The following is a 23,411-nucleotide window of genomic DNA, read 5'->3' as shown; positions in this document are numbered from 1 at the left end:
CCAGTGACCAAGCGGTGGCCGCGATGGCCCGGCGAAGTCCTGAACAAATGGGCGCACCGGGCGCCGGCCTTTGCGCCCAGGACGGGCAGGATGGTGATCGCTCTGTTCAAGTGCAGGGACGATGCGGGGATGCGGATGCAGCAACGCCGCCCCGTCGTGGGCGGCGTTGCACGTTTTCGGCGATAGTCTGTGCCGGTCAGGCGTCGGCGGGCGCCAGCGGTGGCAGGTCGCGCGCCTCCAGCGTGGCCAGCAGGGTGGCGAGGTCGTTGGCCTGCGCCTGCACGGCGGCGTGCGTCGTCCAGTCCGGCAGATCATGCCGTGCTGTCGGCGGCGATACCCGAACCTGGACCAGGTTCACGGTTTCGTTGGGATCGTGCCGCAGGTCATACATCTCCCACTCCTGGGGGACGCACCCGCCCGGATCGCAATAGCGCGCCAGCTTGAAATGGGCGGTGCGCACGCAGCGGACATGGTTGGGTTGGCGCACCGGCCCCGGGGCCAAGCCGGGCACCGGTCCCTTGCCATCCACCCCTTCCCGCACCGCCGCCACCGTCGCGTCAAACACCGCGAATTGGCCGTATGACGCGGTTTCGTGTGGATCGCCGATGGGGGGCAGCGGTTCGGTGATCTCATCGTCGGTGATGAACAATACGCCCCGGCGCGGCTGGCCATCCGGGTCGCGCACCACATCCGTCTCGCCCCGGATCAGGGGCGCCAGATTGGCGCCAGGCAGTGGGGGGAATGGCCTGCGGCTGTCCGCCAACTCGGCGGCGGCGGCGGCCTGGTCAGCCCCCGCCAGGCCCAGGATGGTGGGCAGGATGTCGATATGGCTGGTGACTTGATCCAACTGCCGCAGGCCACCGTGAACCCGGTGCGACGGCGGGAACTGCACCACCACGGGGACGTGCAGCGCCTCCTGATAGGCGGTGTGCCACTTCTCGATCATCATGCCATGGGCGGCGGCATATTCGCCGTGGTCGGCCAGGAACACGACGATGGTGTTGTCTGCCAGGCCCGACTCTTCCAAGGTGCGCAGCACCCGATCGATCTGTGTGTCCACCACCGCGTGCAGGTAGGCGTACAGCTGGATGAAGTCCAGGGCCGAGGTGGCCGGGTCGGACGCCAGCTGGAAGGGGATGCAGCTTTTCAGCGTCGCCGCCACGGCCGCGTCGAGCTTGTCGTTCGGCACCGCCCCGCCGACGGAATAGCCGACCTTGGCGGACAGCGCCAAACCCATCTTGTAGGCATAGTCGTGCTGGCAGCTTGGTTTGGTCGACAAATCCTCAAGCAGGGTTGGCGGGTTGTTGGCGCAGTCTTGCGGGAAGCCCAGCGGGTTCAGCGCCACCTGGAACGTTCCGCCCGTCGGCGGCGGCGTCCGGTCGCCCTGCAAGGGCACGGTCAGGGGGCCGAAGACGGATTGCGTGGCGCCCACGGTCTGGCCATTGGGCAGGGTGATGGGCGGCTTGCCGCTGTCCGACGGCAGGGCCTGGGCCAGCACGGCCGGATATGTGGCGATGTCGTGGGGGTTGGCGAAGGAGGCGACGGCGAACCAGGGGCGCGCCTTGGCCGGATCGGGGGCGTCGCTGTTGGGGGCCTTGTCGCTCTTGATGGCCGCGGCGCGGTCATAGTTCAGCCCAAGGGCCTTGCGCTTCAGGAAGGTGCACACGGAATCGGCGAAGCCGATGTCACGATAGGTGCCCAGGTTGTTGGGGGAGGCGCCGTGTGGCTCGGGATAGGATTCCTCCCAGTCGTCGAAACCATAGGCGTTCAGGCTATGATCCGGCGGGTTGCTCACATGCCATTTGCCGAAATAGTGGGTGCTGTATCCGGCGGCCCGCATCCAACTGCCCAGGGTCGGGATGCCGTCCGGGGCCAGCCAGGGAAAGTTGGCGGCGTCGCCGTTCTTGAACAAGCCGTCGGTCTGCGTCACGCCGGTGCGCGTCCCGTACTGCCCGGTATAGATGGTCGCCCGGCTGGGGGTGCAGGCGCTGGCGGCGATGGTGTGATTGCGCAGGACGACCGCGTTATGGCGCAGGCGCAACAGGCCGGGGAAGAAGGCGGCATACGGGTTGTGGCCGACATCGACCTCCCCCTGGAAACCCAGGATCCGCTTCAACTGCTCCGCGAAACCGCCCTCCGGTCCATAAGAGAAACGGGGAAAGCGGTACTGGTCGGTGGTGACCAGAAGGATGTTCGGGTTTGTACTCATGGCGATGCGTTCCTTCCCGTGCTCGGCCGCCAGCCCCGCATCAGCGGATGTCGCGTTGCTGGCCATGGGTCGGCAACTTTGGCGGGTTGTGTCGGCGCGATCACCATACATCAGCGGGAAGTTTTATGAAACAAATCACTTAAAAGTTGATAATGTTGGGTCATCATGTCGCCGCAGGCAGGATGATGTGGACCTTCAGGCCCCCGCCCACCCGGTTGGCCGCGGTGACAGTGCCGCCCAGCGCCTCCACATTGCGCTTCACCATCCACAGGCCCAGCCCGGCATGGCCCGGCGAGCCCGTCTTGGCGTCACGGCGGGCGTGGTCGGGAGGGCGCAGCGAGAAATAGCGGTCGAAGATGTTGTGAAGCTTGTCCGGGTCGATGCCGGGACCGGTGTCCTCGATGGTCAGGTTGATGACGCCCCCTTCTTCCGACAGGCGCACGGCGATGGCGCCGCTGTCGGGGGAAAAGCTGACGGCGTTGTCCAGGATGTTCTCCACGACAACGGCCAGCGCCACCTTGCCGGCGCGGACATGCACCTCCGGTTGCAGCTGGCGGCTCAGGCGAATCTGGCGGGTCACCAGCACCTCGCGATAGCTTTTCAGGATGTCGGCGACGATCTGGGTCAGGTCCACGCTTTCGCGCGGCGATTCGATCATGTCCGCCATGGTGTTATCCAGGCATTGCGAGGCGGAGATCAGGGCCTTCAGCCGATCCAGCGACAGCTCGATCAGTTCAGCCGCGCGTTGGCCGCGGGCATGGTCAGGCGGGATCAGGCGCTTCAGCGGTTCCAGGCAGGCCTGGATGGTGGCGACCGGCCCCTTGAAGGAATGGGCGTTGTCCTCCGCCGTCTGGCGGATGACGCCAGCCACGTGATGCAGGTCGTGGACCAGCCCGTCGAAGTCTTGCGCCACGCTGTCCAGCTCCGGAATGGCGTTGCGGCTGGCGAAGGTGTTGCCGGCCACCCGACCCTGGCGGATTTCGCGGGCGACATGGCGGAAGTGGCCGATATGGCGCCGCACCGACAAGGCCGTCAGCAAGGCGACGACGGCCAAGGCCAGGTACAGCATCAGGGCCAGGCGCACCTGCGGCGTCTGCCAATAGGGCCGCCCGATGGCGGTGGCCAGCAATTCCGACGTCACGTGGGAGGAAACCAGGACCCAGCAGCCCCAACGGCTCTGAATGGGCACGACCGAGGTCAGTATCTCCTCATGGCCCGTGGGCTGGGTGTAGCGGATGTCCACGGGCTTGTCCCAGGTGCAGCTCTCCGCGACCTGGGACACGATGCCGTGACGTTGCAGATTGTCCAGCGTGGCGCCCAGGTCGGCCATGCCAACCTTGGGCGCGGACGCCAGGAAGTAAAATCCGCCGTCCCGGCCAGCGGCGCCGCCGTTGGGCTGGAACATCAGTTTCAGGTTCGTGCCGTCACCGTCGTACTTGGCCAACTCCTCGTTCAGCGAGGCCGTGGGTGGGCCGCTCTCCCGGTTCAGCAGCGGCTTCAACGCCTGGGCGATGAGCCAGCTGCTGTACCGGAGGTTCCGGGTGACAATCTCCCTTTCCTTGCGATCCGCCGTCTCGAATTGGCCGTACAGGATGAAGGGAAGGGCGGCAAAAATGACCAGCAGGAAGCCCAGTCTAACCGTGAGCGATCCGGATATCCTCCGGGCGGCCCATCTCAGCCGTGTCGGTGTCGCTGGCTGCCGGGTCACGCCATCGGTAGCCGAAGGCCGCGAAATTCTCAATTTCCGCAAACCCACGATCGATAGCATTGAACTTGCTCCGGATCCGCTTGATCGATGAGCGAACGTTGGTCCGGAAGCCGTCTTCCCCGCTGCCGGCGATGAAGCCGCTCCAGTGCACGCGGTCATAGATGGCCCGGTAGGTGACATGCTCGCCCAAATTGGCCACCATGTACTCGACGATACTAAATTCGGTGACCGTAAGCATCACGTCACGGCCCTGCCAAAAGGCTCGGTTGACCTTAGGCTTAAGGGTAAGTTTTCCGCATATGATCTCCTCGCCCGCGCCGGTCGTCGGGCTGGGCGACGGGGCCGAGGGGGGGCGTACGATCAGGCGGATGCGACGGGCCAGCACGGATATGCCGCGGGTCTTGTCGATGAAATCCACGGCGCCGCGGTCCAGGGCGAGCGTCTCATTGGCGGGCATGGACATGCCGGTCAGGAAGATCACCGGGATACGGCAGCCGCGACGCCGCAGGTCGGGCAGCAGGTCGATGCCCAGGGTCCGTTCCAGGCACCAGTCGATGACCAGGATGTCGGCGATGGAGTCATCCAGGGCGGAACCGTCCTCGCTGGACAGATGGGCGATCAGCGACTTGGCATCGGGGAGGCCCGTGACGGTGAAGCCCTGGTCCTCCAATTCGCCCGTCGCCGCCTCGCGGAAGGCGTCGTCGTCGTCGATCAGCACCACACGGGCCGGAACGGCCGGCGGTGCGTCATTTGGCTTGAGCCACGGCCCGGAGGTCGGCCAGGCAGTGGCGTTTGCGGTCACCGATGTCGTTATCACTTGTCACCTCATAGCTTAGGACGCGGTACGCCTGCGTCTTGATGTCGGGGTACAGTGTCAGATCGACGGTGCAGGCCCCATGCCGGTAAAGCCATTCCTTCCCCGGGGCGAGGTCCTGCTGTGAGGAAGGCGGGCCGATGAGGGCCCTTAATTGGGATTCGTCCATTCCCACCAGATCCACCTCCGACACGGTCAGCGTGGCGGTGGTCGCGGCCGACGCGGGGCTTGCGGTCTGGGTTACGGGAATGGCGGACGAGGGGGGGCGCCGTGCGGACGCGACCCGGGTGCTGGTGGCAGTGTCACCAGCCGCGACGGCGGGCGCCTTGCTGCGGGCGGCGGCGGGACGGGCCGCCGCGATCTTTTGCGGGGGGATAGGCTTGGTCTGCTCCCACGGGGGCAACCAGGCGGTGCAGCCCGACAGTAGCATCAGCCCGGTCAGGCCTGCCCGTTGCCAGAGTTTCGCGCACACCACAGAAAACCTCCATAAGGGACGACCTCCGTCAGCCCAAGCGTCCCGGGGATAGGCCGGGGGCAGGGCACGCGTTTCATTGGGGTGGTCCCTCCCGGGGAGCCTGCCTTCGTCGGCCTCGGTCCCCGGTAGGCTGGGGCCGCCGCCATCTTTTTGATTTGAGAGATCGTCCGTCCCCTTCGTCGCACGGGATCATGGCATCACCGTGGCGCGGGAACAGTCCGCTTGTCCTACCTAAAGGCCATGCTGATGCCCTGGAACTTAGCAGCGCTCTCAACGTAAATCGAGCAACCTAAAGTTACATGCAATTTAAGACAAAGGCGATATATAGGCCAGATCGGTGAGGTCCGAGAACAGGACAACAATGCCTCGTAATCGCCTGCACTCGCCATTGAGCATTTGGCGAACACAGTTTCGTCACATGGCGCTGGCGGTATATGTCCAAGGTATCAAGTTCTATGACGGGAACCTGTATCAATTCGCATCCAGAACGAATTTGACATAGATGGCGACTATTTTTGTTCGCAGACCTATGTCGGATGCCACTCGAGCAATGCTGTTTTCGACTTGCGGGACTGTCCAGAGACGTGAATTCTGATACGGGCTCACGCGGAAGGGGCGCCTGGTTCGCTTCTTCCTGGAGCTTCGGGCACCGAAGGTGGAACTTCCGTCCCTTGAAGACCTTACCCCTTTGTCAGGGGTGACGGCGGGCGCCCTCAATGATCTTCAGCGAGGTATATGATGGATCGCCGACATTTGATCGCGGCCGGTGCCGCGCTGCCTTTCGGTTTGTCTTCCGTCGGTCCGTCACGCGCGGCCACGGCCCTGGCCATGGACAAGTCCCAGGGGCACGTCCAGGTGGCGCAGACCTCCACGACCAAGGCCACGCCCACGGTGTATGATTTTGGCGCCGTCGGTGATGGCGTCACCGACGACAGCGCCGCCTTCTCCAAGGCCCTGGCCGCCGCCGCCACCAAGGGACTGATGGTCATCGTGCCGGCCGGCACCTACGCCATCGCCAAGTCCATATCCTTCGTGTCCACCCAGGATGCGGGCAAGCCCTGGGGCTTGCAGGCGCAGGGCGCCACGCTGGTGTCGTCCATCACCAACGGCGCGGACATCATGTGCTTGCAGGCGGTGAACACCGTCCGCTATTTCCGCATCCTGGGCGCCATGAAGATCCTGGGTACCGGCAAGGACGGTAACGGACTGCGCATCATCGCTTACGGCAGTTCCTACTTCTTTTACAACGTGACGCTGGATGGGCTGTGCGTCGAGGGCGCGGGGCTGAATGGCCTGCTGTTCGAAGGCAACGTCTTCGAAAGCCTGTTGATGGGGTGCTTCTTCCAGGACTGTAAGCAGAACGGTGCCGTCTTCGCCCAGTCCAAGGGCGGCATCTGTTCCGCCATCACCGTCGTCGGCTGCTTTTTCGCCCAAAACACGAAGTGCGGGATGATGGCCACCAACTTCGATTCCACCTACGGCGGCACGACCGATGTGCGCATCCTCGGCGGCTACTGCCGCGACAACGGCAGCTACGGCTTCTACTACAACAACGGCACCTCCAGCGGCGCCGCGATCGAGCAGGTCGGGTTCGAGAACAACTGCCGCTCGTTGGCGCCGGGGGACGCCAACGGGGCCCATGTCTATGCGCTGGTTCAAATCCGCATGCGCAACTGCACCGGCTATAACGAGGGCGGCGGCGCCACCTATCTGGTACGCGGCTGGTTCAGCACCTTGTCCGTGCTCGACAACTGCGACCAGTCGTCCGGCGGCACCATGGCGACCACCGGCAAGTCGCGCCTGGCGCAGGTGAACGGCAATGCCGCCGGCCACGTGCTGATGCGGCAATCCGGCGGCGGCTTCGACCTTGTCAGCGGTACCAGCTGCACCTGGGCGGCGGAGAATTGCTCCGGCACCTCGCCCAAGGGAACGCTTAGCCTCAAGGCCACCATCACGTCGGGCTGAAAAGGGCGCGGCGTGGCGGCCGCGCCCCTGTCACGGTACTCAGGCCTTGATGAAGGCCAGCAGGTCGGCGTTGATGGTGTCGGCGTGGGTGGTGGCCATGCCGTGGGGGAAGCCCTTGTAAACCTTCAGCGTGCCGTTCTTCACCAGCTTGGCGGACAGCAGTGCTGAGTCCGCGATGGGCACGATCTGGTCGTCGTCGCCGTGCATGATCAACACCGGCACGTCGATCTTCTTCAGATCTTCCGTGAAGTCGGTTTCCGAGAAGGCCTTGATGCAGTCGTAATGGGCCTTGATGCCGCCCATCATGCCCTGACGCCACCAATTGTCGATCACGCCTTCCGAGACTTTGGCGCCTGGGCGGTTGAACCCGTAGAAGGGGCCGGCCGGAATGTCGCGGTAGAACTGGGCGCGGTTCGCCACCAACTGGGCGCGGAAGCCGTCGAACACCTCCATGGGCAGGCCGCCGGGGTTCTTGTCGGACTTGACCATGACGGGCGGCACAGCGCCGACCAGCACGGCCTTGGACACGCGACCCTTCTCGGCCCGGGCGACGTAGTGCGCCACCTCGCCGCCGCCGGTGGAATGGCCGATATGGACGGCCCCTTTCAGATCCAGGGCGGCGGCCAGCGCGATGACGTCGGCGGCGTAGGTGTCCATCTCGTTGCCAGTGTCGGTCTGGCTGGAGCGGCCGTGCCCGCGCCGGTCATGGGCGATGACGCGATAGCCCTGACCCAGGAAGAACATCATCTGGTTGTCCCAGTCATCGGCGGTCAGCGGCCAGCCGTGATGGAAGACGACAGGCTGGGCGGTCTTGGGGCCCCAATCCTTGTAGAAGATCTGGGCGCCGTCCTTGGTGGTGATGAAGCTCATGGAGGGGGTTCCTTTGCCGGCCATAGGGCCATGGGTGGGGGAGGGGGAGTCGGCCAGGGACGCCAGCGCCGGGGCGGCGCCAACCGGAAGGACGGTCAAGGCTGCGAGGGCGCCACCGCCTACCAAGACGGCACGTCGCGTCGCGGCCGACCCTTCACCGGGCGGACCATTGGGCGCCTGGTGGCCATTCGTGGGATTGGGTGACGGGTGTTCGCTGTCCAGTGTCATGTCCCTGCCGTTCCTTCGACTGTGCGGAACCGGCTACCGGCCCCCGCGACACCCAAGGTAGGGGCGGCGGGGGGCGGTGACTTGCAGGGATGAACGCGATTTGATGGATCGTGCGCTGAAATAATTGCCCGACCGAAGGAAGGGGCGGGCGGCGCGCCTTCAGTCGGCGCTGACGGTCTCCGCCAGGAACCAGGCGCGCTGTTCCGCTTCGTCGATCCAGTTCTCCAGCAGGCTGGCCGAGGCCACGTCGCCCGCCTCGTCGCAGACCTCGTGCGCCTCGCGCAGGATCCCGGCCAGGGTGACGTTGTCCTCGTGCAGTTCGCGCAGCATGTCCAGGGCGCCCACCTTCTCGGCGTCGTTGTCCTTGATGCGCTGCAGTTTGCTGATCTGTCCGATGGACTTCAGGGTGGTACCGCCGACCTTGCGCACCCGTTCGGCGATGGCGTCGGTGGTGGCGAAAATCTCCGCCGCCTGGGCGTCCAACAGCAGATGGTATTCCCGGAAATGGGGACCGGAGATGTGCCAGTGGAAATTCTTGGTCTTGAGGTACAGGGCGAACATATCGGCCAGCAGCGGCGTCAGCGCGCCGGGGACCCCCTGGAAATTCGGCTTGGTGCTCATCGGTCGGACTCTCCGTTTGGGAAATGGATGCTCCGGGCCTAGCAGCCCGGCGCCGCCCCGTCTTGAAGGGTTGCCCCGGTCTTGAACGGTTGCGCGGCTATCATCGGCATATGCCCCGGGTTAACCGGGTCGGCCAGCCTCATGCATGTAGGGCCCGGCGCCATCGTTCCAAGAGGGGCGGACGCTCCTCGGCCATGGGATATAAGGCCGACAGCGGCGGGTCGCCGGCGAGGTGGACGCGCGCCATTCGCGGGCGCGCGCCCTCTCCCCCGTTGTCACGCCACGCGGTTGTCACGCGGCGTCGACCAGCACCACCTCGGCGTCCTCAATGCCCACCACCTCCAGCACACTCTGGTCGGTGATGGCGGCGCCGTCGCGGGCCTCGATGCGGACGCCGTCGATCTCCACCACGCCCTTGGCCGGGACCAGGTAGACGTGACGGCTGGGGTCCAGGGTCAGGCTGACCCGTTCACCCGCCTTCACCGTGGCCCCCATGACCCGGGCCTTGGCGCGGATGGGCAGGGCGCCCTCATCTTCGGCGAAGCCGCTGGCCAGCGTCACGAACCGGCCGGAGCGGTCGGCCTTGGGGAAGGGCTTGGCGCCCCAGGACGGCGTGCCGCCCCGCGTTTCCGGCTGGATCCAGATCTGGAAGATGCGGGTGGTCTCATCTTCCAGATTGTATTCCGAATGGCGGATGCCGGAACCGGCCGACATCACCTGCACGTCGCCAGCTTCGGTGCGGCCCTGGTTGCCCACGCTGTCCTGATGGGTGATGGCACCATCGCGGACATAGGTGATGATCTCCATGTCCGCATGGGGGTGCGGGGGAAAGCCGGACTTGGCCGCGATCTCATCGTCGTTCCAGACCCGCAGACTACCCCAGTTCATGCGGCTGGGATCGTAGTAGCTGGCGAACGAGAAATGATGCTTGGCCTTCAGCCAACCATGGTTGGCGCCACCCAGTTTGGCGAACGGCCGACGTTCAATCATGACACAGCTCCTTGCTTTCATCTTCGGTGCGGTGCCGGTGGGCGCCGCTGACAGGACTTAAGATGGCCCTGGACGCCGTGCGCGAAAATAGAAACTATGGAACTTCATCATTTCCATTTTTGACATCGAAGCCGAGACCTTATCCCATGCCCATCCCCGACCTTGAGGCCTGGGCCATCTTCGCCAAGGTGGCGGAAACTGGCTCCTTCGCCGCCGCCGCCAGCGATTTCGGCCTGTCCAACGCCACGGTGTCCAAGGCGGTGAAGCGGCTGGAGGAGCGGTTGGGCGAGCGGTTGATCCACCGCACGTCCCGCCGTTTCTCCCTGACCGAGACGGGCCGCGTGCTGGCGGTGCGCGCCGCGCAAATCCTGGCGGAAGGCGAGGCGGTGGAGGCGGAGGCCCAGGCCAAGTCCAGCCAGCCACACGGGCGGGTGCGGCTGGCGGCACCCATGTCCTTCGGCGTGCGCCACGTGGCCCCGGCCCTGCCCGATTTCCTGGCGGCCTATCCGGACGTAACCGTGGATCTGCAACTGGATGACCGGCTGGTGGACCTGGTCGCCGGCGGCGTCGATGTGGCGCTGCGCATCGCCGAACTGGCGGACTCCAGCCTGATCACCCGGCGGCTGTGCCCGGTGCGGCGCTGGGTGGTGGGGGCGCCCGCCTATTTCGCCCGCCGCGGCCTGCCCGGCCGCCCGCGCGATCTCAAGGACCACGCCTGCCTGGTCTACAGCTATCTGGCGACGGGGGAGACGTGGCGCTTCACCCATCTGGACGGGACGGAGGAGGCGGTGCGGGTCAAGGGCCCCTTGAGCGCCACCAACGCCGACGCTTTGCAGGACGCGCTGCTGGCCGGCCTGGGCATCGCCTTGCAGCCGGATTTCCTGGCGTGGGAGGCCGTGCGCGATGGCCGTCTGGTCATCGCCCTGCCGGACTGGGCGCCCCCGCCCCTGGCCATCAACCTGGTGACGCCGGCGGGCGGTCCCCGCGCCGCCCGCGTGGCCGTGCTGCTGGACTTCCTCGCCCGCCGCTTCACAGCGGGCTCCGCGCCCTGGACGAAGGATTTCAATCTGTGATGAGGGTGCCGCCGTCCACCACCAGGTTGTGCCCGGTGACAAAGGCGCCGGCGGCGGAGGCCAGATAGACCGCCGTGCCCGCGATTTCCTGCGGGGTGCCCATGCGGCGCAGGGGCGTCTGGGCCATGCGCTTTTCCAGGCGGGCGGGGTCCGCCTTGAATACCGCCGACAGGTCGGTATCGATCAACCCGGGGCTGATGGCGTTGACCCGCACATTGCGGGGCCCGTGCTCCACCGCCAGATTGCGCGCCATCTGGGCCAGGGCCGCCTTGGTCATGGAATAGACCCCCAGGCCGCGGTTGCCGCGCAGGCCGGACAGGCTGGACATCAGGATCACCGCACCGTCGCCCCGCTCCGCCATGGCGGGGACGATGCGGTTGCACAGGCGGAAGGCGCTGCGCAGGTTGATGGCCATGACGCGCTCATAGGCGTCATCCGGCGTGGTGGCGCTGGGGCCGTTGTGCAGGTTCAGGCCGGCGTTGCAGACCAGGATGTCGACGCCGCCCGGCAACGCCTCGGCCGCCGTGGCCAGGGCGTCCAGAGCATCGTCGTCGGCCACGTCGCAGGGAAGGGGATGGGCGTCCAGCCCCTGCGCCCGGAACTCCGCCGCCACCCGTCGGCAATCGTCCGGCACCTCGCTGGAAATGAGGACGCTGGCGCCGGCGCGGGCCATTTCCCGCGCGATGGCCTGCCCCAGGCCACGGGTGGAGCCGGTGATGAGGGCGCGCTTGCCGCCCAGGCTGAACAGGTCCAAGGGGCATCTCCCGATGTTGTTGTGAGCCGCTTTCAAGGCGGCCCCCATTTCCCACCGGAGGAAGTTGTGGCGTCAACCAAAAATCAGCTCACCCGCTGCTTCGCCAGCTTGCGCGCCAGTGTGCGGCGATGCATGCCCAGGCGGCGGGCCGCTTCCGACACGTTGAAGTCGGTGTCGGCCAGGGTCTCGTGGATGCGTTCCCACTCCAGCGTCTTGATGGAGGTGGCGCGGCTGCTGAGGCTGACGCCGCTGTCGCCCTCGGCCCGGTCGAAGGCGGCCTCGATGTCGTCGGTGTTCGACGGCTTGGCCAGGTAGTGGCAGGCGCCCAGCTTGATGGCCTCCACCGCCGTGGCGATGCTGGCGAAGCCGGTCAGCACCACGATCTTCATTTCCGGATCGTGGGCGTGCAGGGTCTTCACGCATTCCAGGCCGGAGGCGCCGGCCAGCTTCAAATCCACCACGGCGAAATCGGGCGTGGCGTCGGCCAGCAGGCCGGGCAGGGCCTCGGCCCGGTCGCAGGTCATCACATGGTAGCCGCGCCGCTCGAAGGAGCGTTTCAGCGCCCGGCCGAAGGAGGGGTCGTCCTCCACGATCAGCAGGAGGGGGGCGTCGTCGTCAACACCGCCGTCCAGGGTGGGGCTATCGTCCATCATCGGTATCCTCGATCACCAGAGACTCGATGGGCAGGCGCAATTCAACGGTGGCGCCGCCGGCCGGGTTGTTGCCGGCCGTCACCCTTCCCCCCAGTTTGCGCGCCACGTTGACGGTAAGGAAGAGGCCCAGGCCGCTACCGGGCCTGTTCTTGGTGGACTGGTAGGGTTTGCCGAAACGCGTCAGGATGTCGGGGGCGAAGCCCGGTCCCCTATCCTGCACCGTAACGGTCAACAGACCATCGTGACAGGCGACATCGATGCCGACCCACTGGGGCGACGCCTCCAACGCGTTGTCGAAGACGTTGAACAGGCTTTGCTTGATGGCGGTGTCCGACGCGATGGCGACGTCGTCCATGATGTGGTTGGCGTAGTCTATGGTGCGGTCGGGGTGCGCCCGGCGCCAGTCGTCCACCACGTCGTCCAGGAAGCGCACCAGGGTGGTGCGCTTCGCCCCTTCGCCCCGCGCCTCGCCCGCCGTCAGCAGGATGCGGGACACGATCTCCTTGCAGCGGCCCACGGCCGCCTGCATCTCCGCCACCTCGTCCAGGAACTCCGCCTGCGGCTGGTTGGCCGGCATGTGCTGCCAGTCATTCAGGATGACCGACAGGGTGGCCAAGGGGGTGCCCAGTTCGTGCGCGGCGCCCGAGGCCAGCAGGCCCATGCGCACGATGTGGTCTTCCTCCGCCGACTTCTGGCGCAGGTCCGACAGGCGGGCGTCACGCCGGCGCAGGTTGGTGTTGATGCGGGTGACGAAACTGACGGCCAGCACCGAGGCCAGCAGGAAGCAGATGAAGGTGCCCGCCAGGTACAGGTCGAACACCCGGGGCCAGGCCCCGCCGGCCGACGCCAGCCCCTGCGAGAACAGGGCGATGTCATGATGGAAGGCGGTCAGCCCGACGAAGCAGGCGCTGGTCACCGCCACCAGGGTCCAGGTCAGGGGGGATTGCAGCAGCACCGCGCCGAGGATGACCTGCAGCAGGAACAGCGAGATGAAGGGGTTGGTGGCGCCACCGCTGAGATACAGCTGCATGGTCAGCGCGGCCACGTCCAACAGCAGGCCCAGGAACAGTTCGGTACTGGTGATGTGGGGGCTGCTGCGGCTGCGGATCAGGCTGACCAGGTTCAGCAGCACCAGGAACAGCAACACGCCGGCCATGGGGATGAGCGGCAGCTCGATATCGAACCAGGCCTGGGCCGCGGCGATGGTGACCACTTGGCCGCCGACCGCCAGCCAACGCAGGGTGACAAGCAGCAGCAGGTTGTTCTTGTTGGTCGTGTCCTGGATCGAAATCTCTTCCATCCTGTCCCTAGTCCTCCCCGGTGACGGATGTCTTTTCGGTAGGACTAGCGGTTCATCGGGGGGCCGGCAATGACGAAGGCGATCACGGGGCCATCCCGCCGGGCCGGTCGGGATGGTCTCGTGATCGCCCTGAAGGTCGTCGGCGGCATGATTTTCAGGGAAGCGGCCCGGGGGAGGGGAGGGTGGTGACCCGCCCACCCCCGGGGAACACGCCTTACTCCATGGGCATGGCGCCGGGCATCATGTTGGCGTTCAGGTGGGCCATGACCCACCAGGAACCGACCACCAGGATGGCGACGATCAGCAGCGTGAACAGGAAGGCCGCCATGTTCCAGGACCGGGCGGAGGAGCTGTTCATGTGCAGGAAGTACACCAGGTGCACGACGATCTGGACGATGCCCAGGCCGAAGCAGACCGGCACCGCCGTGGCCGCCGGGACCGTGCCCGACATGACCAGGGCGAAGGGAATGGCGGTCAGGATGACCGACAGGATGAAGCCGACGATGTAGGACTTCACGCTGCCGTGGGCGCCTTCACCGTGGCCGTGGCCGTGGGAGGAATGGTCATGGCCATGATCATGGCCGTGCGCGGAGGTATGTGCGGTAGCCATCACGCGGCCACTCCGGTCAGGTAGACGATGGTGAACACGCCGATCCAGACGATGTCCAGGAAGTGCCAGAACAGGCTGAGGCAGGTCAGGCGGACGATGTTGGCCTGGGTCAGGCCGCGGCGCAGCACGTGGGCCATCAGCACCACCATCCAGACCATGCCGGACAGGACGTGCAGGCCGTGGGTGCCGACCAGGGTGAAGAACGACGACAGGAAGGCTGAGCGGTCGGGGCCCGCCCCCTCGGCGATCAGTTCGGCGAACTCATGCAGCTCCATGAACATGAAGCCCAGGCCCAGCGCCAGGGTCACGCCCAGCCAGCGCAGGGTGGCCGACCGCTGCTGCCGCTCGGCCGCGATCATGGCCATGCCGTAGGTGAAGCTGGACAGCAGCAGGCAGGCGGTTTCGCCGGCCACGTAGGGCAGGCTGAACAGCTCCTTGGCGTCCGGCCCGCCGGCCGTCTGTCCGCGCAGCACCGCGAAGCTCGCGAACACGGCGGCGAACAGGATGCAGTCGCTCATCAGGTAGATCCAAAACCCCAGCGTGGTTTTGGAACCGTCGTCGTGGTGCTCGTCATGAGCCTCCACGTCATGGAGGAGGGCCGCGTCACCGGCCAGCATTTGGGTGTTGCCCGTCATCTCAGACCTGCGACGTCAGTTGGTTGAAGTACTTGCCCTCGGTCTCCGCCACCTGGGTGGAGGGGACGTAGTAGTCCCGGTTCTCGTTGAACGAGTGACCGATGGCGACGGCGGCGGCACCGGCGAAGGTCGCCACGACCAGCCACCAGATGTGCCAGATCAACGCGAAGCCCAGCAGCGCCACGAACCCGCCGACGATGACGCCGGTGCCCGTGTTGTGGGGCATGTGGATCTTGCGGTAGGCGGCCAGCGGCTGCAGGCCTGCACCCGTGGACTGCTTCTGCTCCCAGAAGGCGTCGCGGGCGGTGACCACCGGCGTCTCCGGGAAGTTGTAGAAGGCCGGCGGGGAGGAGGTGGCCCATTCCAGGGTACGGCCATTCCACGGATCGCCGGTCAGGTCGCGCAGCGACTTGCGGTTCAGCACGCTCACCAGGATCTGCAGGACGAAGGCGCCGATGCCGCAGGCGATGATGGCCGCACCCAGCGCCGCCACCAGCAGGTAGTTGTGCCAGACGACGTTGTCGACATGGTTCATGCGACGGGTCATGCCCATCAGGCCCAGGGCGTACAGGGGCATGAAGGCCAGGTAGAAGCCGACCAGCCAGCACCAGAACGACACCTTGCCCAGGGTCTCGTTCAGCTTGAAGCCGAAGGCCTTGGGGAACCAGTAGGTGAAACCGGCCAGGTAGCCGAACAGCACACCGCCGATGATGACGTTGTGGAAGTGGGCGATCAGGAACAGGCTGTTGTGCAGGACGAAGTCGGCCGCCGGCACCGCCATCAGCACGCCGGTCATGCCGCCGATGGTGAAGGTGACCATGAAGCCCAGGGTCCACAGCACCGGCACGGTGAACTGCACCCGGCCGCGGTACATGGTGAACAGCCAGTTGAAGATCTTGGCGCCGGTGGGGATGGAGATGATCATCGTGGAAATGCCGAAGAAGGCATTCACGTTGGCGCCCGCACCCATGGTGAAGAAGTGGTGCAGCCAGACGATGAACGACAGCACGGTGATGCAGACCGTGGCGTAGACCATCGAGGTGTAGCCGAACAGCTTCTTGGACGAGAAGGTGGAGATGACTTCGGAGAAGATGCCGAAGGCCGGCAGGACCAGGATGTACACCTCAGGATGGCCCCAGGCCCAGATGAGGTTCACGTACATCATGGCGTTGCCGCCACCGTCGTTGGTGAAGAAGTGCATGCCCAGGTAACGGTCCAGCGACAGCATCGCCAGCGTGGCCGTCAGGATGGGGAAGGCCGCCACGATCAGCATGTTGGAGCAGAGCGTGGTCCAGGTGAAAATCGGCATGCGCATCATGGTCATGCCCGGCGCCCGCATCTTCAGGATGGTCGTGATCATGTTCACGCCGGCCAGCAAGGTGCCGATGCCTGAGATCTGCAAGGCCCACAGGTAGTAATCCACGCCGACGCCGGGGCTGTACTGCAGCTCCGACAGGGGCGGGTAGGCCAGCCAGCCGGTGCGGGCGAACTCACCCACCGCCAGCGAGATGTTGATCAGCAGCGCGCCAGCGGCCGTCAGCCAGAAGCTGAGGTTGTTCAGGTAGGGGAAGGCCACGTCGCGGGCGCCGATCTGCAGCGGCACGACCACGTTCATCAGGCCGACCATGAAGGGCATCGCCATGAAGAAGATCATGATGACGCCATGGGCGGTGAACACCTGGTCGAAATGCTCGGGCGGCAGGGGACCGGCGGCGCCGGTGGAGGCCATCGCCTGCTGGGTGCGCATCATCACGGCGTCGGCGAAGCCGCGCAGCAGCATGACCAGGGCCAGGATGATGTACATGATGCCGATGTTCTTGTGGTCGACCGAGGTCAGCCACTTGGACCACAGCGGGCCCCACAGGCGGAAGAAGGTGATGCCCGCCACCAGGGCGGCGCCACCCAGGACCATCATCGCCACGGCCGCCATGATGATGGGCTCGTGGTAAGGAATGGCCTCAAGAGTCAGTTTGCCAAACATGGATTAACCCCTCGGCTTGGCGGGATTGCACAGCTGAAGGTCGCCGCCAGCCACTTCCTTGGCCATCGCCAGGCTGACCGCCGCGTCCATGCAGGTGGAACCGTCCGAGCACTTGTTGAGAATGTCGTGGTAGAGCGTGGGCTCGACCTCGGCGTAGGTGGTGACCGGATCCTTCTCGCTGGGCTTGGCCAGCTCGCGGTACTTGGCCATCGTCAGCTTGCCCTCGCCGGCGCGCACCTTCTCCACCCACTGGGCGAAGTCGGCGTCGCTGAGGGCGTGCGCCACGAAATGCATGTCGGAGAAGCCGCCGCCGCTGTAGTTGGCGGACAGGCCGTCATAGTCGCCAACGGCGCTGGCCAGCAGGCTCAGCTTCGTTTCCATGCCGGGCATGGTGTAGATCTGGCTGCCCAGGCGGGGGATGAAGAAGGAGTTCATCACCGTGGCGGAGGTCAGCTTGAAGTGGACGGGCGTGTCGGCCGGGAAGGCCAGCTCATTCACCGAGGCGATCTGCAGCTCGGGATAGATGAACAGCCACTTCCAGTCCATCGAGACGACCTCGACCTCAATGGCCTTCTTCTCGGTCACCAGTTCACGGCTGGGTTCCAGCGTGTGCGAGGAAACCCAGGTGACATAGGCCAGGACGGCGATGATGATGCAGGGCACGCCCCACACCGCCACTTCGATCTTGGAGGAGTGGTCCCAGTCCGGCTTGAAGGTCGCCGCCTTGTTCGAGGCGCGGTAGCGCCAGGCGAACAGCAGGACCATGGCGATGACGGGGATCACGACGATGAGCATCAGGCACGTGGCCAGGATGATGATCGACTTTTCCTCGGCACCGATGGGGCCCGCCGGGTCCAGCAGGGCCATGTCGCAGCCGCTGAGCAAGGGGGCTGCGGCCATGAGTGCCGCCAGGGATTTTGTGCGGCCGCGAAGGCGCCGCAAAAGTCTAAGGGTCGCAGTCATTCTGTCCACGTAAGGCCGTGAGTGATCGTCAACGCATGAATTCTAATTTTTGGGCGGCTAGCCGACGGCGCGCTTGGGTTGTGGCTACCGCCGCGTGGACTGAACCCAGTCGGCCCATATCCCCGCTGAACCAGCCCGCCCGTGTCGCGTGAGGTTTCGCACTGCAAAAGAACTAGACCTTCGCCGCGTCATTTATCGAGTTCATTGTGTAGGGGGGATTGGACAATTGGTCCAAGGGCGGGGCCGTGCCGGGTGCGCCCACGGGCGGCGCCCCTCGTGGTCAACTCACCTAATAAACTGATATTGAAGAAATATTTTTGCTATTGTCGGCGAATTGTCGCCCCGTCCAGTGGTTTGGTTCCCTATGGCATGCATGGGGCGTAGATCTGCCGCGCCCAGGGTTCAACCGCCATTCATGGTCAAGGGGGCGACAGGGCGCGGATTTCACCGCCAGGAACCATCTGATTCGGAATCAGTAAGCACCACCAACGGTTTATGGTTAGGGAACCGTTAAGCGCCGGAACCACGGTTGTGGCCGCAATTGCTGCGTGCGCGAACGGTTGCGCCCTCTCGCCCGATGGTGGTGGCCTCAGCGGCGGGCCGGGGCGGCGGGCGGCGCCGCCGTCGCTTCCAGGGCGTCATCCAGGTCCAGGCCGGCGGTGTCATAGCCGCGGCGAAAATCCACCATGTGCTTGCGCATCCATTCCCGGGCCAGGGTGGCGTCGCCGTCCGCCAGGGCGTCGACGATGCGGCGGTGCGCCTCGATCAGGCGGCGGGGGCCGACACTGGCGGTCTTGGGGTGGGTGAACAGCCGTTCCAGCGCCGGGTAGAACAGCTGGGTCACCGGCTCGCGCGCCAGCAGCAGGGCACGGTTGCCCGCCGCCTCCGCCACCAGTATGTGGAAGGCCACGTCCAGGGGGATGATGGAGGCGCCGGCCGCCAGCGCTTGCTCCGTCGCCATGACGTTGGCCCGCAACTGGGCCAGGCGGTCGGCGTCGATGCGCACGGCGGCATGGGCGGCGGCGCTGGGCTCCAGGTCCATCGACACCTCCCACAGCTCGCGGAAGGTGACGCGCTGCATCACCATGGCGCGGGACAGGCGGGGGGCCAAATCGCCGTAGTGCGGCTCTGCCACGTAGAGCCGGCGGCCAGCCTCCCGCCGCACCAGGCCGCTTTGCTCCAGGATACGGATGCCCTCACGCACGGTATGGCGTGTGACGCCGAACTGGTCGGCCAGTTCGGTTTCAGTCGGCAGGATGTCACCGGCGGTCAGCCGGCCGGCCAGGATCTCCCGCTCTATGGTGTCACTGACCACCTTGTAGGTGGGCAGGATGGCCAACCGTGCGAACGCCATGCGCCTAATGCCCCTTTGCCCGCGCCGCCGGATCAGCCTGACACTTCCCCGGTACCGATCTCATAAACCCGGGCGGCAGTTCACTGCGGCCGCCACCACGTGCCGCTCCTCTAACACAAGCCACCCCCGGGCGGAACGCCAGCCGGATTGATCTTGGTTTTCAGGACGATATTTCAATTGTCCAACAAACGAACAATGGCATACAGTGCCGCCGCGCGGCAACCTTCACCAGAAGGGCCGCCAGATGAATATCGGCCCCGGCAACGCATCCGGGACACCCGATCCCGACAGGAGGAAACGCCATCATGTCCCCGTCCGCCGGAACCAGGACCGACGCCCTGCACCGCCTGTTCGATCTCACCGGCCAGGTGGCCCTGATCACCGGCGGGTCCCGCGGCCTGGGCCTGCAGATCGCGGAGGCGCTGGGCGAGTTCGGCGCGCACCCCGTGCTGGTGGCGCGCAAGGCGGAGGAGCTGGAGGCCGCGGTGGCCCATCTGGCGGCCCAAGGCATCCCCGCCAGCGCCATTCCCGCCGACCTCAGCCGGCAGGAGGCGATGGCCCCGCTGGTGGACAAGGTGATGGCCGACCATGGCCGCATCGACGTGCTGGTCAACAATGCCGGCACCACCTGGGGGGCGCCGGCCCAGGACCACACGCCGGAACAGTGGGCCAAGGTGGTGGATCTGAACCTGAACGCCGTCTTCTTCCTGACCCAGGCGGTGGCCCGGGCGGCCATGCTGCCGCTGAAGCGGGGGCGCATCGTCAACGTCGCCTCCATCGCCGGCCTGCAGGGCCACCATCCCCGCATGATGGGCACCGTCGCCTATGGCACGACCAAGGGCGCGCTGGTCAACATGACCCGGGTGCTGGCGGCCGAGTGGGGGCCGCTGGGCATCACCGTCAACGCCTTGGCGCCGGGCTTCTTCCCCTCCAAGATGACACGGGGCACCTTGGCCAAGCATGAGGCCGACCTGGTGGACGGCACGCCGCTGGGCAAGCTGGGCAATGACCAGGACCTGAAGGGCGCCGCCCTGCTGTTGGCGTCCAGTGCCGGCGGCCACATCACCGGCCAGATCCTGGCGGTGGATGGCGGCGTCAGCGTCATCTGACCGGGGGAACGCCGTCATGACCACGCCCCCGGTGCGCCCCCGCGATCTCGGTTTCCTGCTGCACGATTGGCTGAAGCTGGACAGCCTGCTGGCCTACCCGCATTTCCAGGAGCACAGCCGCGAGACCGTGGACGCCATGCTGGACATCGCCGGCCGGGTGGCGGCGGACACCTTCCTGACCCACTACAAGGCGGCCGACCAATATCAGCACGAACCGCATCTGGTGGAGGGGCAGGTGCGCATCCTGCCCGCCATCCATCAGGCGCTGGCGGCTTTCGCTGAGATCGGCATGTTCGCCGCCCCCTTCGATGCGGAGTTTGGCGGCCTGCAACTGCCGCAGCTGGTCTACAGCGCCGCCATGGCGCAGTTCATGGCCGCCAATGTGGCGACCTCGGCCTATCCCATGTTGACCGCCGGCAACGCCAAGCTGCTGGTGCGCTACGCCAATGAGGCGCTGGTCAAGGCCTGCGCCCTGCCGGAGATCGAGGGGCGCTATTTCGGCACCATGTGCCTGTCGGAACCCCAGGCGGGCTCATCGCTGGCCGACATCGCCACCCGCGCCGTGCCGGACGGCAGCGATGATCTGGGCGCGCGCTACCGCCTGTTCGGCAACAAGATGTGGATTTCCGGCGGGGACCAGGACGCCAGCGCCAACATCATCCACCTGGTGCTGGCCAAGGTGCCGGGGCCGGATGGCAAGCTGGTGGCCGGCACCCAGGGCATCAGCCTGTTCGTCGTGCCCAAGGTGCTGGTCGAGGGCTCTGAATACGCCGGCCAGCGCAACGATGTCGTCGTGGCCGGCCTGAACCACAAGATGGGCTATCGCGGCACCGCCAACTGCCTGCTGAATTTCGGTGAGGGCGCCCGCCACCGCCCGGGTGGTGAGGCCGGGGCCGTGGGCTACCGCGTGGGCGGGGTGGGGCAGGGCCTGCCCATCATGTTCCTGATGATGAACGAGGCCCGCCTGTCGGTCGGCCTGGGTGCCGCCATGCTGGGCTATCGCGGCTACCGCCTGGCGGTGGACTATGCCCGTGACCGCAGGCAGGGCAGGCCGCTGGCGGCGAGAGGCGGGGCGCCTGTCGCCATTATCGACCATCCGGATGTCCGCCGCCTGCTGCTGGCGCAGAAAGCCTATGCCGAGGGGGCGCTGGCCCTGGTGCTGTACTGCGCCCGCCTGGTGGATGAGGAACTGCACGGGCCTGTGGAAGGGCGGGGGGAGGCCGCCAGCCTGCTAGGCCTGCTGACCCCCATCGCCAAGACCTGGCCGTCGGAATGGGGCCTGGCCGCCAACGATCTGGCCATCCAGGTGCACGGCGGCTACGGCTATACCCGCGATTTCGATGTGGAGCAGCTCTACCGCGACAACCGCCTGAACCCCATCCATGAGGGCACCACCGGCATCCAGGGCCTGGATCTGATGGGGCGCAAGACCTTGCGCGACGATGGCGCTTCGCTGGCCATCCTGCGCCATCGGATCAACGCCACGCTGGACAGGGCGCGGGACCTGCCGGCGCTGGCCGATTTCGCGCATGTGCTGGACGTCACCTGGGCCCGTATCGGCGCCCTGGTCGCCCATCTGAAGGCCGCCGGCGATGATGCCGCCAGCCTGGCGCAGGCCACACCTTTCCTGTCCGCCTTCGGCCATGCCGTGATGGCCTGGCTGTGGCTGGACCAGGCGGTGGTGGCGTCCAGTCTCCCCGACGGCGGCCTCCCCGATGGCGGCGACGCCGAGGAGGCCGCCTTCCGCGCCGGCAAGCTGGCCGCGTGCCGTTTCTTCTTCGAGACCGAGGTGCCGCGCGTCGATGTCTGGCTGGGCATCGTCGGCCGGCGCAGCGACCTGACCCAGACCTTCGACCCCGCCGGCTTCTGACGGCGGGCATCCCCAAGGGAGCGAGATCATGACCGAGGTGTACATTGTCGCCGGCGTGCGGACGGCCATCGGCGATTTCGGTGGCGCGTTGAAAGACGTGGCGCCGGGTGAGCTGGCGGCCAAGGTGACCCGCGCCGCCCTGGACCGCGCCGGCGTGGCCAATGAGGCGGTGGGCCATGTCGTTTTCGGCCAGGTCATTCCGACCGAACCGCGCGACGCCTACCTCGCCCGCGTGGCGGGCATCAATGCCGGGTTGCCGGTGGCGGTACCGGCCTTGACCGTGAACCGCCTGTGCGGGTCGGGCCTGCAGGCGGTGGTGTCGGCGGCGCAGGCGGTGCTGCTGGGCGACTGCGACGTCGCGGTGGCCGGGGGCGCGGAAAACATGAGCCGCGCGCCCTACCTGCTGCCCGACGCCCGCTGGGGCAGCAAGATGGGCGATGCCCGCATGGTCGACACGCTGAACGGCACCCTGTCCGACCCCTTCGACCGCAACCTGATGGGCGTGACGGCGGAGAACGTGGCCCGGCGCTACGGCATCAGCCGCGAGGACCAGGACGCCTTGGCCCTGGAAAGCCACCGCCGGGCGGCCCGCGCCCAAGCCGAGGGCCGCTTCACCGAGCAGATCCTGCCCATTGAGGTGACGGTGAAGCGCCAGACGGTCGCCTTCGCCACCGACGAGCATGTGCGCCCCGACCTGACGGCCGGCGACCTGGCCAAGTTGCGCACCGTCTTCCAGAAGGACGGCAGCGTCACCGCCGGTAACGCGTCCGGCATCAACGACGGTGCCGCGGCCCTGGTCCTGGCCTCGGGCGAGGCGGTGAAGCGCCTGGGCCTGACGCCCCTGGCCCGGCTGGTGGGCTATGCCCACGCCGGGGTGGACCCCGCCTACATGGGCATCGGTCCCGTGCCGGCCACGCGCACGCTGCTGGCCCGCGCCGGTCTGTCGGTCCAGGATCTGACCCTGATCGAATCCAACGAGGCGTTCGCCGCCCAGGCCTGCGCCGTGGCGCGGGAGCTGGACTTCGAGCCCGATCGGGTGAACCCTAACGGCAGCGGCATCTCCCTGGGTCACCCGGTGGGGGCCACCGGCGCCATCAACCTGGTGAAGGCGGTCTATGAGCTGCGCCGTGTCGGCGGCGGTCGCGCCCTGGTCACCATGTGCATTGGTGGTGGGCAGGGCATTGCCGCCCTTGTCGAATCGGTCTGAAGTTCCCTGGAGAGGAGTGTTC

At 66.4% G+C, this 23,411-nt stretch carries 20 protein-coding genes; 5 read left to right on the top strand and 15 right to left on the bottom strand.

Annotated features, from left to right (window positions below):
• Window positions 1-196: 196 nt before the first annotated feature.
• The 4 genes from FHS74_RS12290 to FHS74_RS12275 all read right to left on the bottom strand — a co-directional run bounded on the left by FHS74_RS12290 (window position 197) and on the right by FHS74_RS12275 (window position 5,203).
• Complete coding sequence (locus FHS74_RS12290; protein ID WP_184800804.1) at window positions 197-2,209, bottom strand: sulfatase-like hydrolase/transferase; 2,013 nt, start codon at window positions 2,207-2,209, stop codon at window positions 197-199.
• 163 nt (window positions 2,210-2,372) lie between these two features.
• Window positions 2,373-3,917 (bottom strand): ATP-binding protein, encoded by a 1,545-nt coding sequence (locus tag FHS74_RS31155; RefSeq protein ID WP_184800802.1) that lies wholly within the window; start codon window positions 3,915-3,917, stop codon window positions 2,373-2,375.
• Complete coding sequence (locus FHS74_RS12280) at window positions 3,844-4,635, bottom strand: response regulator (RefSeq protein WP_184800800.1); 792 nt, start codon at window positions 4,633-4,635, stop codon at window positions 3,844-3,846. The genes FHS74_RS31155 and FHS74_RS12280 overlap by 74 nt, the downstream gene beginning before the upstream one ends.
• Before the next feature lie 28 nt (window positions 4,636-4,663).
• Complete coding sequence (locus FHS74_RS12275; RefSeq protein WP_184800798.1) at window positions 4,664-5,203, bottom strand: hypothetical protein; 540 nt, start codon at window positions 5,201-5,203, stop codon at window positions 4,664-4,666.
• A gap of 741 nt (window positions 5,204-5,944) precedes the next feature.
• Here FHS74_RS12275 and FHS74_RS12270 point away from each other — a divergent pair.
• Window positions 5,945-7,171: a glycoside hydrolase family 55 protein gene (locus tag FHS74_RS12270; protein ID WP_246463086.1), complete on the top strand. Its 1,227-nt coding sequence runs from the start codon at window positions 5,945-5,947 to the stop codon at window positions 7,169-7,171.
• 39 nt (window positions 7,172-7,210) lie between these two features.
• Here FHS74_RS12270 and FHS74_RS12265 read toward each other — a convergent pair whose 3' ends face one another.
• The 3 genes from FHS74_RS12265 to FHS74_RS12255 form a co-directional block, all read right to left on the bottom strand.
• Window positions 7,211-8,041 carry an alpha/beta fold hydrolase gene (locus FHS74_RS12265; protein WP_184800794.1) on the bottom strand — a complete coding sequence of 277 codons (831 nt, stop codon included), beginning with the start codon at window positions 8,039-8,041 and terminating at the stop codon, window positions 7,211-7,213.
• Window positions 8,042-8,428: 387 nt separating this feature from the next.
• The gene (locus tag FHS74_RS12260; protein WP_184800792.1) at window positions 8,429-8,890 is read right to left on the bottom strand and encodes a Dps family protein; all 462 of its coding nucleotides are present in this window, start codon (window positions 8,888-8,890) and stop codon (window positions 8,429-8,431) included.
• A 291-nt stretch (window positions 8,891-9,181) separates the two neighbouring features.
• The gene (locus FHS74_RS12255) at window positions 9,182-9,880 is read right to left on the bottom strand and encodes a pirin family protein (protein ID WP_184800790.1); all 699 of its coding nucleotides are present in this window, start codon (window positions 9,878-9,880) and stop codon (window positions 9,182-9,184) included.
• A gap of 146 nt (window positions 9,881-10,026) precedes the next feature.
• Between FHS74_RS12255 and FHS74_RS12250 the strand changes: the two genes are divergently transcribed.
• Window positions 10,027-10,953 carry a LysR family transcriptional regulator gene (locus FHS74_RS12250; protein ID WP_184800788.1) on the top strand — a complete coding sequence of 309 codons (927 nt, stop codon included), beginning with the start codon at window positions 10,027-10,029 and terminating at the stop codon, window positions 10,951-10,953.
• Here FHS74_RS12250 and FHS74_RS12245 read toward each other — a convergent pair.
• The 8 genes from FHS74_RS12245 to FHS74_RS12210 form a co-directional block, all read right to left on the bottom strand.
• A complete protein-coding gene (locus FHS74_RS12245; protein WP_211106254.1) occupies window positions 10,943-11,707 on the bottom strand; it encodes an SDR family NAD(P)-dependent oxidoreductase in 765 nt (254 codons plus the stop codon). The genes FHS74_RS12250 and FHS74_RS12245 overlap by 11 nt on opposite strands.
• An 83-nt stretch (window positions 11,708-11,790) precedes the next feature.
• The gene (locus FHS74_RS12240) at window positions 11,791-12,360 is read right to left on the bottom strand and encodes a response regulator transcription factor (protein ID WP_184800785.1); all 570 of its coding nucleotides are present in this window, start codon (window positions 12,358-12,360) and stop codon (window positions 11,791-11,793) included.
• Window positions 12,347-13,660, bottom strand: coding sequence for an ATP-binding protein (locus FHS74_RS12235; RefSeq protein WP_184800783.1), 1,314 nt, complete (start codon window positions 13,658-13,660; stop codon window positions 12,347-12,349). The genes FHS74_RS12240 and FHS74_RS12235 overlap by 14 nt, the downstream gene beginning before the upstream one ends.
• 214 nt (window positions 13,661-13,874) lie before the next feature.
• Window positions 13,875-14,270, bottom strand: a complete 396-nt coding sequence (cyoD, locus tag FHS74_RS12230; RefSeq protein ID WP_184800780.1) for a cytochrome o ubiquinol oxidase subunit IV — start codon at window positions 14,268-14,270, stop codon at window positions 13,875-13,877.
• Window positions 14,270-14,905, bottom strand: a complete 636-nt coding sequence (gene cyoC / locus FHS74_RS12225; protein WP_425491290.1) for a cytochrome o ubiquinol oxidase subunit III — start codon at window positions 14,903-14,905, stop codon at window positions 14,270-14,272. Before cyoC ends, cyoD begins: the two co-directional genes overlap by 1 nt.
• Window position 14,906: 1 nt before the next feature.
• Window positions 14,907-16,886 carry a cytochrome o ubiquinol oxidase subunit I gene (cyoB, locus tag FHS74_RS12220; protein WP_184800779.1) on the bottom strand — a complete coding sequence of 660 codons (1,980 nt, stop codon included), beginning with the start codon at window positions 16,884-16,886 and terminating at the stop codon, window positions 14,907-14,909.
• A gap of 3 nt (window positions 16,887-16,889) precedes the next feature.
• Window positions 16,890-17,786, bottom strand: coding sequence for a ubiquinol oxidase subunit II (gene cyoA, locus FHS74_RS12215; RefSeq protein ID WP_184800777.1), 897 nt, complete (start codon window positions 17,784-17,786; stop codon window positions 16,890-16,892).
• Window positions 17,787-18,438: 652 nt separating this feature from the next.
• Entirely contained in the window at window positions 18,439-19,203 is a 765-nt protein-coding gene (locus tag FHS74_RS12210; RefSeq protein WP_184800775.1) for a FadR/GntR family transcriptional regulator, read from the bottom strand.
• A 305-nt stretch (window positions 19,204-19,508) separates the two neighbouring features.
• Here FHS74_RS12210 and FHS74_RS12205 point away from each other — a divergent pair, with 305 nt between their 5' ends.
• Genes FHS74_RS12205 through bktB form a run of 3 tightly spaced genes read left to right on the top strand, consistent with a single transcriptional unit; the run spans window position 19,509 to window position 23,389 of the window.
• Window positions 19,509-20,312, top strand: a complete 804-nt coding sequence (locus FHS74_RS12205; RefSeq protein ID WP_184800773.1) for an SDR family oxidoreductase — start codon at window positions 19,509-19,511, stop codon at window positions 20,310-20,312.
• A gap of 16 nt (window positions 20,313-20,328) precedes the next feature.
• The gene (locus FHS74_RS12200) at window positions 20,329-22,182 is read left to right on the top strand and encodes an acyl-CoA dehydrogenase (RefSeq protein WP_184800771.1); all 1,854 of its coding nucleotides are present in this window, start codon (window positions 20,329-20,331) and stop codon (window positions 22,180-22,182) included.
• Between the two features lie 28 nt (window positions 22,183-22,210).
• Window positions 22,211-23,389, top strand: a complete 1,179-nt coding sequence (gene bktB, locus FHS74_RS12195; protein WP_184800769.1) for a beta-ketothiolase BktB — start codon at window positions 22,211-22,213, stop codon at window positions 23,387-23,389.
• The last annotated feature ends 22 nt before the right edge of the window (window positions 23,390-23,411 follow it).

Source organism: Nitrospirillum iridis (assembly GCF_014205765.1).
In the GTDB taxonomy this organism is placed as follows: Bacteria; Pseudomonadota; Alphaproteobacteria; order Azospirillales; family Azospirillaceae; genus Nitrospirillum; species Nitrospirillum iridis.
The sequence above is the reverse complement of the archived record's forward strand: the minus strand, read 5'-3'. Positions and strand labels throughout refer to the sequence as shown.

What these genes read in the sequence shown, in the direction of transcription:
- FHS74_RS12265 (WP_184800794.1), bottom strand. Translation starts at nt 8,041, where the DNA reads ATGAGCTTCATCACCACCAAGGACGGCGCCCAGATCTTCTACAAGGAT.
- cyoC (WP_425491290.1), bottom strand. Translation starts at nt 14,905, where the DNA reads ATGACGGGCAACACCCAAATGCTGGCCGGTGACGCGGCCCTCCTCCAT.
- cyoA (WP_184800777.1), bottom strand. Translation starts at nt 17,786, where the DNA reads ATGGCCGCAGCCCCCTTGCTCAGCGGCTGCGACATGGCCCTGCTGGAC.
- FHS74_RS12255 (WP_184800790.1), bottom strand. Translation starts at nt 9,880, where the DNA reads ATGATTGAACGTCGGCCGTTCGCCAAACTGGGTGGCGCCAACCATGGT.
- FHS74_RS12240 (WP_184800785.1), bottom strand. Translation starts at nt 12,360, where the DNA reads ATGATGGACGATAGCCCCACCCTGGACGGCGGTGTTGACGACGACGCC.
- bktB (WP_184800769.1), top strand. Translation starts at nt 22,211, where the DNA reads ATGACCGAGGTGTACATTGTCGCCGGCGTGCGGACGGCCATCGGCGAT.
- FHS74_RS12250 (WP_184800788.1), top strand. Translation starts at nt 10,027, where the DNA reads ATGCCCATCCCCGACCTTGAGGCCTGGGCCATCTTCGCCAAGGTGGCG.
- FHS74_RS12205 (WP_184800773.1), top strand. Translation starts at nt 19,509, where the DNA reads ATGTCCCCGTCCGCCGGAACCAGGACCGACGCCCTGCACCGCCTGTTC.
- FHS74_RS12260 (WP_184800792.1), bottom strand. Translation starts at nt 8,890, where the DNA reads ATGAGCACCAAGCCGAATTTCCAGGGGGTCCCCGGCGCGCTGACGCCG.
- FHS74_RS12210 (WP_184800775.1), bottom strand. Translation starts at nt 19,203, where the DNA reads ATGGCGTTCGCACGGTTGGCCATCCTGCCCACCTACAAGGTGGTCAGT.
- cyoB (WP_184800779.1), bottom strand. Translation starts at nt 16,886, where the DNA reads ATGTTTGGCAAACTGACTCTTGAGGCCATTCCTTACCACGAGCCCATC.
- FHS74_RS12200 (WP_184800771.1), top strand. Translation starts at nt 20,329, where the DNA reads ATGACCACGCCCCCGGTGCGCCCCCGCGATCTCGGTTTCCTGCTGCAC.
- cyoD (WP_184800780.1), bottom strand. Translation starts at nt 14,270, where the DNA reads ATGGCTACCGCACATACCTCCGCGCACGGCCATGATCATGGCCATGAC.
- FHS74_RS12270 (WP_246463086.1), top strand. Translation starts at nt 5,945, where the DNA reads ATGGATCGCCGACATTTGATCGCGGCCGGTGCCGCGCTGCCTTTCGGT.
- FHS74_RS12235 (WP_184800783.1), bottom strand. Translation starts at nt 13,660, where the DNA reads ATGGAAGAGATTTCGATCCAGGACACGACCAACAAGAACAACCTGCTG.
- FHS74_RS12290 (WP_184800804.1), bottom strand. Translation starts at nt 2,209, where the DNA reads ATGAGTACAAACCCGAACATCCTTCTGGTCACCACCGACCAGTACCGC.